Origin of the sequence: Borrelia sp. MN22-0132, assembly GCF_049201035.1 — a bacterium.
GTDB classification, from domain to species: domain Bacteria; phylum Spirochaetota; class Spirochaetia; order Borreliales; family Borreliaceae; genus Borrelia; species Borrelia puertoricensis.
The window spans coordinates 662,500-678,049 of record NZ_CP138334.1 but is presented as its reverse complement, the minus strand read 5'-3'; the positions used below and the strand labels follow the sequence as shown (position 1 = coordinate 678,049).

Annotated in this window: 11 protein-coding genes and 1 tRNA gene; 8 read left to right on the top strand and 4 right to left on the bottom strand. The window is 29.2% G+C overall.

The window, feature by feature from the left end; translation table 11 throughout:
- Positions 1-33 precede the first annotated feature (33 nt).
- Complete coding sequence (locus R5397_RS03195; RefSeq protein ID WP_421622871.1) at positions 34-1,596, top strand: glycerol-3-phosphate dehydrogenase/oxidase; 1,563 nt, start codon at positions 34-36, stop codon at positions 1,594-1,596.
- A 204-nt stretch (positions 1,597-1,800) separates the two neighbouring features.
- Here R5397_RS03195 and R5397_RS03190 read toward each other — a convergent pair whose 3' ends face one another.
- The 3 genes from R5397_RS03190 to R5397_RS03180 are packed head-to-tail and all read right to left on the bottom strand — an operon-like array spanning position 1,801 to position 3,860.
- Positions 1,801-2,295 carry a YaaR family protein gene (locus R5397_RS03190; RefSeq protein ID WP_421622870.1) on the bottom strand — a complete coding sequence of 165 codons (495 nt, stop codon included), beginning with the start codon at positions 2,293-2,295 and terminating at the stop codon, positions 1,801-1,803.
- Positions 2,292-2,834, bottom strand: coding sequence for a bactofilin family protein (locus tag R5397_RS03185; protein ID WP_247065427.1), 543 nt, complete (start codon positions 2,832-2,834; stop codon positions 2,292-2,294). Before R5397_RS03185 ends, R5397_RS03190 begins: the two co-directional genes overlap by 4 nt.
- The gene (locus R5397_RS03180) at positions 2,835-3,860 is read right to left on the bottom strand and encodes a M23 family metallopeptidase (RefSeq protein WP_247065428.1); all 1,026 of its coding nucleotides are present in this window, start codon (positions 3,858-3,860) and stop codon (positions 2,835-2,837) included.
- Between the two features lie 230 nt (positions 3,861-4,090).
- Here R5397_RS03180 and rdgB point away from each other — a divergent pair, with 230 nt between their 5' ends.
- The 7 genes from rdgB (at position 4,091) to R5397_RS03145 (ending at position 13,004) form a co-directional block, all read left to right on the top strand.
- Positions 4,091-4,690, top strand: coding sequence for an RdgB/HAM1 family non-canonical purine NTP pyrophosphatase (gene rdgB, locus R5397_RS03175; RefSeq protein WP_247065429.1), 600 nt, complete (start codon positions 4,091-4,093; stop codon positions 4,688-4,690).
- Between the two features lie 134 nt (positions 4,691-4,824).
- The gene (pepF, locus tag R5397_RS03170) at positions 4,825-6,594 is read left to right on the top strand and encodes an oligoendopeptidase F (protein WP_247065430.1); all 1,770 of its coding nucleotides are present in this window, start codon (positions 4,825-4,827) and stop codon (positions 6,592-6,594) included.
- 14 nt (positions 6,595-6,608) lie between these two features.
- Positions 6,609-7,316: a phosphatidylcholine synthase gene (gene pcsA, locus R5397_RS03165; protein WP_421622869.1), complete on the top strand. Its 708-nt coding sequence runs from the start codon at positions 6,609-6,611 to the stop codon at positions 7,314-7,316.
- A gap of 9 nt (positions 7,317-7,325) precedes the next feature.
- Positions 7,326-7,934: a DedA family protein gene (locus tag R5397_RS03160; protein ID WP_421622868.1), complete on the top strand. Its 609-nt coding sequence runs from the start codon at positions 7,326-7,328 to the stop codon at positions 7,932-7,934.
- Between the two features lie 18 nt (positions 7,935-7,952).
- A tRNA-Leu gene (locus R5397_RS03155) sits at positions 7,953-8,038 on the top strand.
- 141 nt (positions 8,039-8,179) lie between these two features.
- Complete coding sequence (leuS, locus tag R5397_RS03150) at positions 8,180-10,708, top strand: leucine--tRNA ligase (RefSeq protein ID WP_421622867.1); 2,529 nt, start codon at positions 8,180-8,182, stop codon at positions 10,706-10,708.
- 10 nt (positions 10,709-10,718) lie between these two features.
- On the top strand, positions 10,719-13,004 hold the full coding sequence (locus tag R5397_RS03145; protein ID WP_421622866.1) for an efflux RND transporter permease subunit: 2,286 nt from the start codon (positions 10,719-10,721) through the stop codon (positions 13,002-13,004).
- A 56-nt stretch (positions 13,005-13,060) separates the two neighbouring features.
- Here the strand turns inward: R5397_RS03145 and lon are convergent, their stop codons facing one another.
- A complete protein-coding gene (lon, locus tag R5397_RS03140; RefSeq protein WP_421622865.1) occupies positions 13,061-15,508 on the bottom strand; it encodes an endopeptidase La in 2,448 nt (815 codons plus the stop codon).
- Positions 15,509-15,550 lie beyond the last annotated feature (42 nt).

Below are 15,550 nucleotides of genomic sequence, written 5' to 3'. Positions count from 1 at the left end.
CTATAATTTTAATAAGGAGAATATCTGATTTTTATGGGTAAAAATAAAAAAAAAGAATTAAGAGATATTGATAATCAAGGTTTTGACTTAATAATAGTTGGCGGAGGAGCAACTGGCCTTGGCATTGGAATAGATTCAATTACAAGAGGATACAAAACTTTACTCATTGAAAAATTTGATTATGCAAAAGGTACTTCCTCTAGATCAACTAAGCTAATACACGGGGGCGTAAGGTATTTAGCACAATTAAATGTGCCTTTAGTAAAAGAGGCCTTATATGAGAAAGCTTTACTTGAAACAAATGCACCCCACTTAGTTAGTAAATGTGCATTTGTTACGCCCATATATAACATTTTAAATATCCCTTACTATTATTTCGGATTAAGTTGGTATCACAACCTTCTTGGCAAGCATAAAAAATCTCAGTATAAAACAAAGCTATTATCAAAATCCAAAACAATAGAAAAAATGCCAAATATCAAAACCAAAGGCCTTAAATGCTCTGTTTTATATTACGATGATTCATTTGATGATGCCAGAATGGCAATAAGCATGCTTAGAACTTTCACTGAAAAAGGAGGAATTGCGTTTAATTATACAGAACCCACAAATTTTATCAAAAAAAATGGCAAAATATCTGGTGCTATTATTAAAGATAGAATGACTGGAAAACAAGTCATCATTAATAGCAAATGCATAATAAATGCAACAGGAATCTTTGCAGACGAGATCAGAAAATTAGATGATACTAATGCAGCTAACATTATAAAACCTTCCCAAGGAACACATTTGGTAATTAAAAAAGATAAAATACATACCGAATATGCAATGCTTATGCCTAAGACAAGTGATAAGAGAATCTTATTTGCTGTACCTTGGTATGATGTCATTGTTTGCGGAACTACAGATATTGCAATAAACAAAATTGAAGAAGAGCCTAAAAGACTAGAGAGTGAAATTGAATTCATAATAAAAAATATGAATAATTACTTAGATATTAAAATAACCAAAAATGACATTTTAAGTGTTTACTCAGGAATTAGACCCTTAATAGTAGATCCCAAAGAAAAAAAAAATACCTCAAAAATATCAAGAAACGATAAAATATTTGTATCAGACTCAAATCTCATTACAATTGCCGGAGGCAAATATACTACTTACAGAAAGATGGCTGAAAAAGTTCTAAAAAGAGCAATAGAAGAAAATTTAATACCTGATTCAACGTCTATAACAGAAAATTTCAAGCTGCATGGATACATAGAAAGAGAAGAAGCACTTAAAATTCCTGAATATTTTAGAGCTTATGGAAGTGATTTCGAATATTTAAGTCAAATGAAAGACTTTAACAAAAAGATTCACACAGATTTGCCATTAAATGAAGCACAAATAACCTTTGCCATTGAATTTGAACAAGCAAAAACTGTCGAAGACATTTTATCAAGAAGAACAAGATCGTTACTTTTCAATGCAAAAGCCACAATTGAATCTACACCAAAGGTTGCTGAAATTATGATGCATAAACTTAGTAAATCTAAAGAATGGAAAACAGAGCAAATAAAAAACTTTAAAGATATAGCAACAAAATATTTAGTTTAAAATATGGAGGATTATATCATATCCTCCATATTCCAAAATTCTCATGTATCATAAGCTTATATTATTTTATAAGGAAAAGAATACCTCAATAGTTATACCTGTACAAAAATAGTGCTCAATTTTCAGGTCCTGTCCTATCTTTTGTCTATAACGAATTTAAATAAAATAAAAATACTAACCTCAAAAAAAAGAGAAAACTTGGCCTCACTTAAGCAAATTTATAAGCAATCCTTGAATTTCTTCAAGACTACTTAAAAGTTTAATCTGAGAAACCTGATTTTGCAAAACAGAATAAGCAAGCCTATCAAGCTTTTCATTAATAATCCTAATAATACGATATTTAGGTCTTTTAAGCTCTCCATTATTACCTCCCCTTTGTTCTTTAAGCGAAACAGAAAATGATAAAACAACAGATAAAAATTCCCCTATAGTTTTTTTATAAAAAATTACATTTTGACGAGAAGGTTCACTTAAAAGCTTTTCACCAACATCATTAATCTTGTCTAACATATCTTTAATTAATTCAAGATTAAATTCACCATTTTCAAAAATAATAAAATGCTTATCTTCTCTTACAAGTTCAGCTTTAAATATCGAAGAAAAAATATTTGCTCTATTAACATTAACTTTCTTCTTAGTAGCCTTATAGTCTTTTGAATCAAGATTTAAAACTCCTGCAACTAAATTATTAATCTTCATCTATCTTGCTCGTCATCAAATAAGTACTTATCACGATCATCTATGCAAGTATTCTTAGTTAATTCTTCGCTACTCATTTCCTTATTTACTTCAATTAAAACACCTTCATCAACCTTATAAGAACCCGTATAAATCAACACATCTTTTTCAGAAAAACTAAGACTTCCAATACCAATATTCATATACCCATCAATAATTGCTCCTTCTTCAACCTCAATTGACTTACATGAAATATTGCCAATAATGCATCCTGACTGAAAAATCTTAATTTTATTGCTAGCCTGCACATTTCCAAGAACTATACCAGAAACAACAACCTCATTTGCATTAATATTTGACTTAACTCGTCCTGTCTCTCCAATTATAACCCTTTTAGTAGAATTAATGGTTCCTAAAAAATCACCATCAATTCGAATAAAATTATTTGAAATTAATTCTCCTTTAAAAAAATCACCTTTTCCAACAATTGTTTTTACATCAGCAAAAATAAAAGATGACGAACTTTTCTTATCCTTTTTAATACTCAATAGATTCAACATTTATTTTGAAGCCCCCGTTGCTAAATTTAAATACATATCAGGATTTACAACTTGAGATCCTATGCGAACCTCATAATGAAGATGCGGACCTGTTGAATACCCTGTTTGACCAAGAAAACCAATCACTTGGCCCTTTCTAACATAAGAACCCTTAGAAATGTTTAAACGAGACATATGCGCATAAAGAGTCGAGAGTCCATACTTATGCTTAATTTGAACAAAGTTACCATAACCTGTTACCTGATAACTAGCTCTAATAACTTCACCATCAGCAGCTGCCACAATCGCTGTTCCAATTCTCACACCTGCAAGATCTATACCCTTATGAATATACCATTGCCTGGTAAAAGGCTCAATAGCCGGACCAAAATGCAGAGAAACAATACCATCGCCTTTAACAATTGGCCAAAGCGAAGGAATATCATTTAATAATTTATTTTGAGAATGAAGTAATTTAACAATACTCTTAAGGGGAGAAATTGACCCTTCTATTGTATTCTTAACATTTTTAAGATCATTTAATTCTTTAAGTGCATTGGCTTCTAACATTTGCAAATCAAGAAAATCCGCAAGATCCCCATCTAATTTACTCCGATTTAGATCAATATTATTCTCTTTTATTTTTAAGGAAACATTAAGTTCATCCAAAACCTTAGAAAAATTACTAGCAACAGAATTAATTTCTACAACTGTGTTTCTAAAATCCTCAATTTCAGATTCAGCAAGTGCATAACTTTTCTCAGTAGACTTAACAATAGATTTAAGAGTAACATAATTAATAGAAAGCAAAACAAACCCTATAAAAATCAAAAGAAAAAATAGAAAAAATAAAAACAGAGTTAAGAAAGAAATCTTTATATTCTTAACATCCCCTTTAACATGAGGTATAATCATAAAGCTAATATTTTGCCTAAAAATTGAGTAAACACTACTTAAAAGTTTAAAAAAGGAACTAAAAATCGTAAAAAAGATCTTATCCAATTTTTTAAAAAAAGATAAAATTCTAAAATCTCTTCTGTCTCTCATCACAAACCCCTCACCACTTATTCACTCATCAACAGAGATTTCAACATTTAAAACCTATTTGAAAGCTACAAATTCTGATTTAATGCTTTTAATGTTTAATATCAAGTAATACCCACCCAATTCTAAAATTTACCTTCCATATAATCACTATCTCCATTAAATCATAAATTATCTCTATAAGTGCAATAGAAATACCAAAAATATAAATAAATGATTTATTATTATATACAATGAAAACATTATTCTTTGCAACTACTAATATAAATAAAATAAACGAAGTAAAACAAATTTTAGATATACCTAACATAAAAATCAAAATTCCCAAAAACTTCGATGTAAAAGAGACAGGCAAAACTTTTAAAGAAAACTCTTTGCTAAAAGCAAAAACTCTATTTGAATCTTTAGACAAAAAAAAATCTGTTTTTAGTGAGGATTCTGGGTTATGCATAAAAGCTTTAAATTTAGAACCCGGAATTTACTCTAAAAGATATGATCAATACAAATTAGGAAAAAAACTAGGAACAAATGAAAAAAACCATCTTATCATAGACTTAATGAAAGATAAAAAAAATAGAACAGCATATTTTATATGTATAGTCAGTCATATCTCTATAGACGGAACAATAACCAATTTTGAAGGCATCCTCAATGGAACAATTGCTTCGAATATTGATTGTTATAAAAAAAACGGATTTGGATATGATCCAATATTTTTAACTGCAAATAATAAAAGACTCAGTGAATTAACTCTTACAGAAAAAAACAAAATATCCCATAGAGGAATTGCATTTGCTAAATTTAAAAAATTTCTAATGCAATCTTTAAATTAATACCCAAAAAAAACAGATTTTAAAAAACAATACAAATCAAGTATTCAACTCAATTGTAAAATTACACGTAAAGATTTAAAATGGTTATTATTTATAAATCACAATTAGTGGCATATTAACAAGGAGCAAGTCTGATGCTAGAGAGAAGCAAAATTAATGAAGATGACAAGTGGGACTTATCTTCTCTATTTAAAAACAATGAAGAATACAAGGAAACAGTCAAAAAAATAAAACTAAAACTTCAAGACTTCAAGAAATATGAAAAATTAGAATTCAACCTAAACATCTTTAAACAAGCATTAAATGATTACTATGAAATTGAAGAAGAACTGGAGAGAACAGTATATTACACACACATTCAATTAGAAACAGATGTAAGCAATCAGACCTCAAACGAACTTCGAGCAATCAATATCAACTTAGAAACATACGCATCAAATTCCACTTCATTTTTTATCCCAAAAATTTTAAAAACAGACACAAACCAAATAAAAGAATGGCTGCAGGACATAGAACTCAAAGATAAAAAAATAGCTATTGAAAAAATCTTAAGAGAAAAAGAACACGTCTTAAGCAAAGACGAAGAGAGAATATTAGCTAACTATACATCTCTTTACTCATCTTATAATGATATATTTTCTGCACTAACAAATGCGGACATGGAATTTGGAGAAATTGATGGAAAGTCATTAAGTAATGCCACTTACAATCTATTTCTTCAAAATGAAAATCAAGAAATACGAAGAGAAGCTTTTTTAAAATTTTATCAAGAATATAAAAAACATGAAAATACATTATCCAACCTCTTAATTGCCGATATCAATAAAAATAAATTTTTAGCCAAAACAAGAAAATTTGAAGATACTATTTCAATGAAACTTTTTCAAAACAATATTGATAAAAAAGTTTATACGAACTTAATTGAAACGGTGAACGAAAATCTATCTGTACTTCATGAATATTACGAATTTAGAAAAAATATACTTAACCAAGAATATCTTAATCATTATGATGTCTATGTTCCTCTAACAAAAAACATCAAATTCAAACACTCCTTTAAAGAAGCCTGTGACAAAATTTTAAAATCTCTAGAAATACTAGGAAGCGAATATACAGAAGTACTAAAAAAAGGTCTCTTAGAAGAACGTTGGGTTGACAAATATGAAAATAAAGGAAAAAGAGCAGGGGCATTTAGTGCAGGATCATATAATGGGAAACCTTATATATTAATGAATTACAAAGATGAATCAATAAGAGATATGTTTACCCTTACCCACGAAGCAGGACACTCTATGCATTCCTATTTCAGTATCAAAAATAATCCATTCCCTCAATATCAATATTCTATTTTTGAAGCAGAAATAGCATCCACAGTGAATGAGCAAATACTTGCAGACTATTTACTAAAAAATGAAAATGATATCGAAAAAATAAAATACATTAAATTAAACCAAATCGATGACCTACTTGCAACATTTTTCAGACAAACAATGTTTGCCGAATTTGAATATATCATCCATGAAATGATCAATCAAGATGAGCCAGTGGTAAAAGAAACAATTAAGACAACCTATTTAAACTTACTAAAAAAATACTTTGGTCCAAATTTTAAATTCGATGAAAACAGTTCACTCGAATGTCTTAGAGTTCCTCATTTTTACTCACCATTTTACGTATATCAATACGCAACAGGCATCACAGCTGCTCTTTTGATATATAAAAACATAAAAAATAACAAAAAAGATGCTACCAAAAATTACATAGATTTTTTGAAAATAGGAGGTTCTAAATATCCCTTAGAATCCTTAAAAGTTACTGGTGTTGATTTAAGCTTAAAATCAACAATAAAAAATACAATTAATATATTCAAAGAACGTCTTGAAGATGTAAAAAAATTATTTTAATAAAGGAGTAAGCTTTGAGGAAATTATTAAATCTTATTTTAGCCTGGTCAGTACATATTTTAACAGCTTCCGGATTAATAGTCAGTCTTTACTCAATAATCTCCATAATAAACACAAATTATAATCTTTTATTAAAACTTACCATTCTTGGACTTTTAATTGATGGGATTGATGGCACACTGGCAAGAAAATTAAAAATAAAAGAAATAATCCCAACAATAAATGGAGAACTTCTTGACAATATAGTAGACTACATAAACTATACGTTCATTCCCACAATATTTTTTTACTACGGTAATTTCATAAGCAATGAATACAAAATAATAACTTGCATCGGAATTTTATTGGCATCAGCATACCAATTTTCAAGATTAGACGCAAAAACTAGCGACGATTACTTTAGAGGTTTTCCATCTTTATGGAATTTTTTAATAATCTTTAACATAATCTTCAAACTAGACCAAACCACAAATCTTAGTATAATATTATTATGTATCACATTCAGTTTTGCACCAATTAAATTCATCTACCCTTCAAAAACAAAAGAATTCAAACATATAACACTTCCTGTAACAGTAATAACAGCCCTATCAATAATACTTATAACATTCACAAAGCTGTCAGATACTTATTTAAAGATAGGTAAAACACTAATAATTTTTTATTGTCTATATCTAATCTTAATGAGCATATATTTAACTTACAAAACAAAAAAAAAATAACGAGGTATTATGCATACCATACTAGAATTTATAGATCTCAATATAGCTTATTCTCCAATTGTATTTTTTGGACTACTTATTCTTGCAGGTTTTAACATTCCCATTTCTGAAGATGCAATAGTAATAATGGGGGGAATACTTTCTAGTCGAAAAAATGAGTACACAATCTTAATCTTTCTAGGAATTTTCTGGGGTGCTTATATTGGCGATATAATTTCATTTTATATAGGTAAATTATTAGCTAACAAATTCTTAAAACAAAAAAAACAAACAAATAAATTGATCTATAAAATGAATTATTACTATAAACGCTACGGAAGCCTAACTTTACTATTTGGAAGATTTATTCCATTTGGATTTAGAAACGCAATATTTATATCAGCAGGAATGGGCAACATGCGTACCAGTAACTTTCTTATAACTGACTTTTTCGCAGCCATGATATCAATTACAACTTACTTTACACTAAGCTTTAAGATAGGTGAATCGTTTAAATTAATATTTCCTAAAATTAGGATCATATCACTAATAGCATTTATCATCATCACAATAATAATTTTAATAATTTACATTATAAAAAAGAAAAAAATTAAAAAAGTTGACAAACTTTTCAAATAGCAAATATAATATGTATGCGCTGTGGTGGTGGAAGTGGTATACACGCTAGCTTGAGGGGCTAGTGGGCGCGTAAGCCCATGCTGGTTCAAGTCCAGTCCACAGCATGCTTTAAGAGAAAATTTAATGTTACAAACTGTTAAGTTAATAAAGATATTAAATATTTAATTTGCTTTTCAATGAAGTAACTATGAATATAAAAATACATATAAACCTTAAATAGAATATTACTATTTACTGAGGGGCAAATGTCTGAATACAATTTCACCAAAATAGAAAAAAAATGGCAGAATTATTGGGATAAACATAAAACATATAAAGTTAATGAAGATACAAGTATTCCTAAAGAGAAAAGAATCTATATTCTTGATATGTTCCCCTACCCTTCAGCTAATGGACTTCACGTCGGTCATCCTGAAGGTTACACAGCAACTGACATCTTAACAAGATATAAACTCTTAAATGGATTTAATGTACTTCACCCAATGGGATTTGATAGTTTTGGATTACCCGCAGAAAATTACGCAATACAAACAGGAGAACATCCAAAAAAAATAACAGAAAAAAATATTGAAAAGTTTAAAGAACAAATTAAAGCATTAGGATTTGCCTATGATTGGGATAGAGAAATCAGAACTCACGATGAAAATTACTACAAATGGACACAATGGATTTTTCTAAAACTATACAACAAAGGTCTAGCTTACATAAAAGAAATGCCCGTATGGTACTGCCCTGACCTTGGGACAGTATTATCGAACGAAGAAGTTATCCAAACACCTGATGGGCCCAGATCTGAGAGAGGGTTCTATAAAGTAAAAAGAAAACCTTTAAGACAATGGGTTCTTAAGATCACAGAATATGCAGAGAGGCTAATTAAAGATCTTGAAGAGATAGACTGGCCTGAATCTGTTAAAGAAATGCAAAAAAATTGGATTGGAAAATCAATAGGAGCCGAAATTGAATTCTCAATAAAGGCAAGCAAAGAAAAGATAAAAGTATTTACAACAAGACCAGACACAATTTTCGGAGTAACATATTTAGTACTGGCACCAGAGCATAACATAGTGGATGAAATCACAAAAGATGAACTTAAAAATATAACTGCAGAATATAAAGACAAAGAAATCCTTAAAAGCGATCTTGAAAGAACTTCGCTTGAAAAAGATAAAACAGGGGTATTTACAGGCGCATATGCTATTAATCCAATCACTGAAGAAGAAATCCCAATCTGGATAGGCAGCTATGTACTTGGAACTTATGGCACTGGAGCTGTGATGAGTGTCCCAGCACATGATGAAAGAGATTTTGAATTTGCAAAAAAATATAACCTGCCAATCAAACAAGTAGTGTCTCAAACAGGAAACAATGAAATACTAACAAAACCATTTACTGAGAATGGAATTTCAATTAATACCCCAGAAGAATTTAACAACCTCAAAACTGAAGAGGTAAAAACAAAAGTAATAGAATGGCTTACAAAAAACAAAAAGGGTCAAAAAAAAGTAAATTATAAACTTAGGGATTGGATTTTTTCAAGACAAAGATACTGGGGTGAACCCATTCCTATTATACTTGATGATGATTTAAATGAAATACCATTAGAAGAAGATGAATTACCGTTAAGACTCCCAGAAATAGAAAATTACAAACCATCAGGTACAGGTGAATCTCCTCTCGCAAAAGTCCAAAATTGGGTCAATGTTAAACGTAATGGAAAAACATATAAAAGAGAAACAAACACAATGCCTCAATGGGCAGGTTCCTGCTGGTATTACATACGTTACCTTGATCCAAATAATAAAAAAGAATTTGCAAGTAAAGAAAAAATTAATTACTGGATGCCCGTTGATCTTTATATCGGAGGTGCTGAGCACTCAGTATTACACTTGCTATACGCAAGATTTTGGCACAAAGTTCTCTATGATCTAGGATATGTCAACACAAAAGAACCCTTTAAAAAACTCATCAACCAAGGAATGATAACATCATTTGCATATCAAGATGAAAATGGCATTTTAGTTCCCAATGACGAGGTTGAAAAGAGAGATAATAAGTTTTTTTCCAAAACAAATAATAAGGAACTAAAACAAATAATTGCCAAAATGTCAAAATCACTCAAAAATATAATAAATCCAGATGACATTATTAAAGAATACGGCGCAGATTCAATGAGAATCTACGAAATGTTCATGGGACCTTTAACTGATTCAAAACCTTGGAATACACAAGGACTAATTGGAATTTTTAGATTCTTAAACAAAATATGGGCCATTAAAAACAAAGAACTAACAAAAGAATCAGCATCAAAAGAAATAATATCCGGACTTCACAAAACAATAAAAAAAGTAACAGAAGATATAGAAAATTTTAATTTTAATACCGCAATTTCATCATTGATGATATTCATAAATGAACTTTTAAAACATGATAAAAATTATTTGGAAATCTTCAAACCCCTAACCATTATCCTATCACCATTTGCGCCTCATCTAGGAGAAGAACTATGGGAGTATATGGGCGAAAAACCTAGTATATTCAAAAACGCAAAGTGGCCAAAATACGATCCAAATCTTATTATTGATAATACAAGAGAGATTGTACTACAAGTTAACGGAAAAATTAAAGACAAAATTATATTAAACAAAGGCATAAAAGAGAACACCCTCAAAGATATTGCACTTAAAAATCACAAAATCATGCAAAATATACAAAATAAGCAAATAATAAAGATCATTACGGTCAAAAATAAACTTATAAATATAGTAACAAGATAACGAGGCAAAAATGGATTTGGAAACCCTAAGCATTAAATACAGAGTTTTTATATTAATAATATTTACATTAATAACAATTTTTTTAGGATTTTTCCTAAAAAACATAAAATTCGATTCCAATATTTTGAAACTTATCCCAAAAAACGAAAAAACCGAAAAAATAATAGACATAAACAAAAGTAATTCGCTCTTATCAACAATAGTTATGTTTAAAGACAAAAAAAGTATTTTTAATAAAGAAACCTTTGGAAAAATTAATAAAGTAGCAAATGATATAACCAAAATACTCAAAGTAACACCCAACTCTGTTACAAGTATATTTACTTACTTTCCACAATTTAAAAAAGATGTATATACAGATGAAGACATAACTGAAATAAGAAACAAAGTAAATTCATCATCATTCATAAAAAACATATTCTTAAATGATAATGAAACTTTAATATACTTTATAGTCATATCAACAACAGACGACAAAACAAATTTTAGCCGAAGTTTAAAGAATGAACTTGAAGAAATGGAAGCAGCAATTAAAAGATATGAGACTGATGATCTTAAACTTTACTTAACAGGGGATCTTATAGTAAGGGAAAAAATACTTAACTACATGGCTGACGATTTTAAATTGTTAGGTCCACTTGCTACCCTTGTAGTAATTTTATCACTCTATTTTATTGTAAAAAATGTATTGGGAGCAATAATTCCTGTACTTATTGCAACATTTGCACTAACTTGGACATTTGGAATTAAAAGCATTGTTATGTCCCCCATTACTGTTCCAGAAACAACAATGATAGTTCTCCTTATTTCAATTGGATGTGCTAATGCTGTACATATAATAAATGGAATATTAAAGAGAATTAAAAACGAACCTTTCACTGAAAAAACAATAATAACTACAATTAAAACTCTAAAAACACCCATAATTTTAACCTCTCTTACAACAGCTTTCGGATTTTTATCATTAATAAACTCTTCAATTCAGGCATACAAAACAATGGGAATTTTCATGTCAACAGGTGTCATTATTGCAATGCTTATGTCCTTATTAGTGCTGCCTGGAATACTAACCTACATACCATTTAAATATAAAAAAAGAGAGAGTAAAAATGTAAAAAACGATTTTCTTGAAAAACTTTCACTGATAAACCAAACAGTTACACAATGGATATTAAATAATAAATATCTCTCATCTATCATAACTCTAATTATTTTATTAATCTCAATTATAGGTCTTTTTAAAATAGAAATTAACTTTGACGAGAAAGATTATTTTAAAGAAAATACAAGTGTCAAACAAACACTCAATTTAATGCAAAAAGAAATAGGGGGAACATCTATCATCAAAATCGAAATTAATGGGACTACTGGTGAATTCAAAAATGAAAAAAATATGAAAAATTTGGATTTAATTACAGACAATCTTGACAAATTTACTGAAAAAACACAATCCAGTTCAATAAATAGAATTATAAAACTGATGAATTTCAAATTCAAAAAAGAAAATCCAAAAGAATATAGATTCCCTGAAAATCAAGCTATTTTAAACAAGCTAATACTCTTAATTAGTAGAAGCAACTCTATTAAAAACATGACTAAGATGTACATTAATGATGATTGGTCTCAAATATCAATTATTGTAAGAACTGACCAAAATTCAACCGAAGAAATCAAAAATTTTGCCAACTATGCAAGCAATTTGATTGAAAAATACATGCCAGGACATGAATATAACTTCTCAGGAGCGTATGACAAAATATTAATATCTAAAACCATGGTGATAGAACAAATCACAAATATTATTACAACACTAAGTGCAATAACAATATTGCTAATGTTATTCTTCAAATCCATTAAAACCGGAATAATAATTGTAATTCCAGTAGCATGGTCAGTATTTTTAAATTTTGCCGTAATGAAACTTTTCGGAATAACACTAAATCCTGCAACAGCAACAATTGCATCCGTTAGTATGGGCATAGGGGTAGATTACTCCATTCATTTCTTTAATGCATTTATATTAAATTATCAAACAACTAAAGATTATAAAAAGGCTTTAATTAAATCAATTCCCAACGTATTTAATGGAATATTTGCAAATTCAATATCAGTAGGAATAGGATTTTTAACATTAATATTTTCTACTTATAAAATAATCGCAACACTTGGCGCAATCATAGCCTTTACAATGTTAACAACATCTCTTGCATCATTAACACTACTTCCATTATTAATTTACCTATGTAAACCCACAGTTAAAATACTAAAGACAACAAATAAAATATTAACAGAATGAAATAATTCTGCTCAAAAAATAGTAAAAGTCAAAATAAAAATTAACTTTTTAAAGTTTTAAAATAATAATTTAATAACTTCTCTCATATTATCTACAAGATGAAAATTTATGCCATTCTTGATGTTAATAGGAATATCATCAAGATCCACTTTATTTGATTTAGGAATAATAATATGCTCAAGTCCACTTCGTCTAGCAGCAATTATTTTAGCTCTCAATCCCCCAATAGCCATTACATTACCTGTTAATGACAACTCTCCAGTCATAGCCAAATGAGGTCTCACCACTTTATTAAGAGCTAAAGATATAAAAGCACTAGCAATAGTAATCCCAGCCGAAGGTCCATCCTTTGGTATAGCCCCTTCTGGAATATGCAAATGAATCATATATTTTTCAAAAAAAGACTTATTTAACTTAAGCTCATTACTAATGCTATTTACATAAGTAAACGCAATATTTGCAGATTCTTTCATCACATCTCCAAGTCTACCTGTTAACTTGATACCAGGAGACTTAGACTCAGTTTTTACAGTTTCAATTACCAAAGTTGATCCACCATAATTAGTCCACGCAAGACCCATTACCATACCTGGAGACATGACATTATGCAAAAATTCTTCTTTTCTAAATACAGGAATACCAATATATTCTTCCAAATTTTCCTTAGAAATCTGGTATGCTTTAACAGACTTATCTTCAATAAGCTTTCTTGCAACTTTTCTAACAATTTGTTTTAAATACTTTTCAAAATTCCTAAGTCCATTATCTCTTGCATATTCTCTAGCAATTTGAACAAGAGCTGAACCTTGAAATTTTAAGGAATCTTTATTAACACCATTTTCATTTAAGACCTTTGGTATTAAATACTTTCTTGCTATCTCTATTTTTTCATCATCAACATATCCTGCAAGCTGAATTACTTCCATTCTATTTAATAAAGGCGTAGGTATTGTCTCAAGAGAATTGGCTGTTAAAATAAAGAACACATTAGAAATATCAAAAGGCAAATCAAGATAATGATCTCTAAAATTAATATTTTGCTCAGGATCTAAAACCTCAAGAAGAGCTGAGAATGGATCTCCATAATTAGATGCTGAAACCTTATCAATTTCATCTATTAAAAAAACAGGAGAGTTGGTCTTTGTAATTCTTAGCCCTTGGATAATTTTCCCAGGTAATGCTCCAACATAAGTTCTTCTATGCCCTTTAATCTCTGACTCATCTTTCATACCACCTACAGAAAATCTAAAAAATTTCGTTTTAAGAACTTCAGCAATAGCTGTTCCTATCGAGGTTTTACCAACTCCAGGGGGTCCAACTAAAAGCATAATAGCTCCTTTTTGAGATCTTCTTAATTTAAGAACAGAAATATATTCAATAATTCTATCTTTAACTTCTCTCATGCCATAATGCGTCTTATCTAAAATCTTTTCTGCTCTTTGCAAATTAAATTTATCAAAATTAACTTTAGATTCTCCCCAAGGAAGGTTAGTAATAAGTTCAAGATAATTTCTAACCACAATATACTCAGATGAATGCTTTTCAAGAAATGAAAATTTTTCAAGTTCTCTCTCAACTGCTTCTAAAGCTTCTCCTTTTAAAACTAAAGAATCGATCTTGGCTTTAAGTTTTAAAAATTCATTACTTTTTTCATCTCCTACACCAAGTTCAGCCTTAATAGCTTTAAGTTGTTCCTTTAAAAAAAATTCTTTTTGTTGTTTTTCTAACTTTTCCTGAATGCTCTTAGCAATTTTATTTTGAATCTCAATTAAATTTAATTCCTCATAAATCAATTCCAAGACCTTTTTAAGCCTATCCTTAACACTTAAAGTTTCAAGCACTTCTTGATGAGCATCTTTTGAAGATGAAATCATTCCTGCAATAACATCACACAATCTACCCTTATCTTCAATATTAACCATATTTAACTGAAATTCAGGCATCTTTCTATGTGAGAATATTTCTTTAGTTCTAAGCAAAATACTACTATAAATTGCCTTTGACTGAACATCACCTTTTTTAATCGGAATTTGCTTTAAATAATCAACTTCAATTATCGGAAAATCTTCATTAAGAACAAGCTTGACAAATTTTACTCTATCAATAGTTGAAACAAAAATATTATATCCACCATCAGGAAGATTAATTTTCTTAACTATTTTAGCAGTAATACCAACAGAATAAATATCCTTTTTATAATTGATAATTACTTTATCACTCTTACTTCTTGATTTTTCTAAAAATTTATCACGTAATACAAATAAAGAGATAATTCCATTACCTTTAATCACATAATCAACAGCCTTCATATCAGTATCAGAGACTATACCAATTGGAATAAACATACCTGGAAACACAGGATGTGATGGTACCGCAATTAAAGGTACTCTTACAGGCTTATCAAAATGCGGCAGAATGCCCCCAGAGTTTTTTGAAGGCTTCTTTCCCTTAGAAACAGTATTTTTTATTTCTTCCATAGAATATTCAATCTCCTTAAGCTTCATTATAACAAAAGAAAATTTTTCTGAGAATTCATTTAATAATGA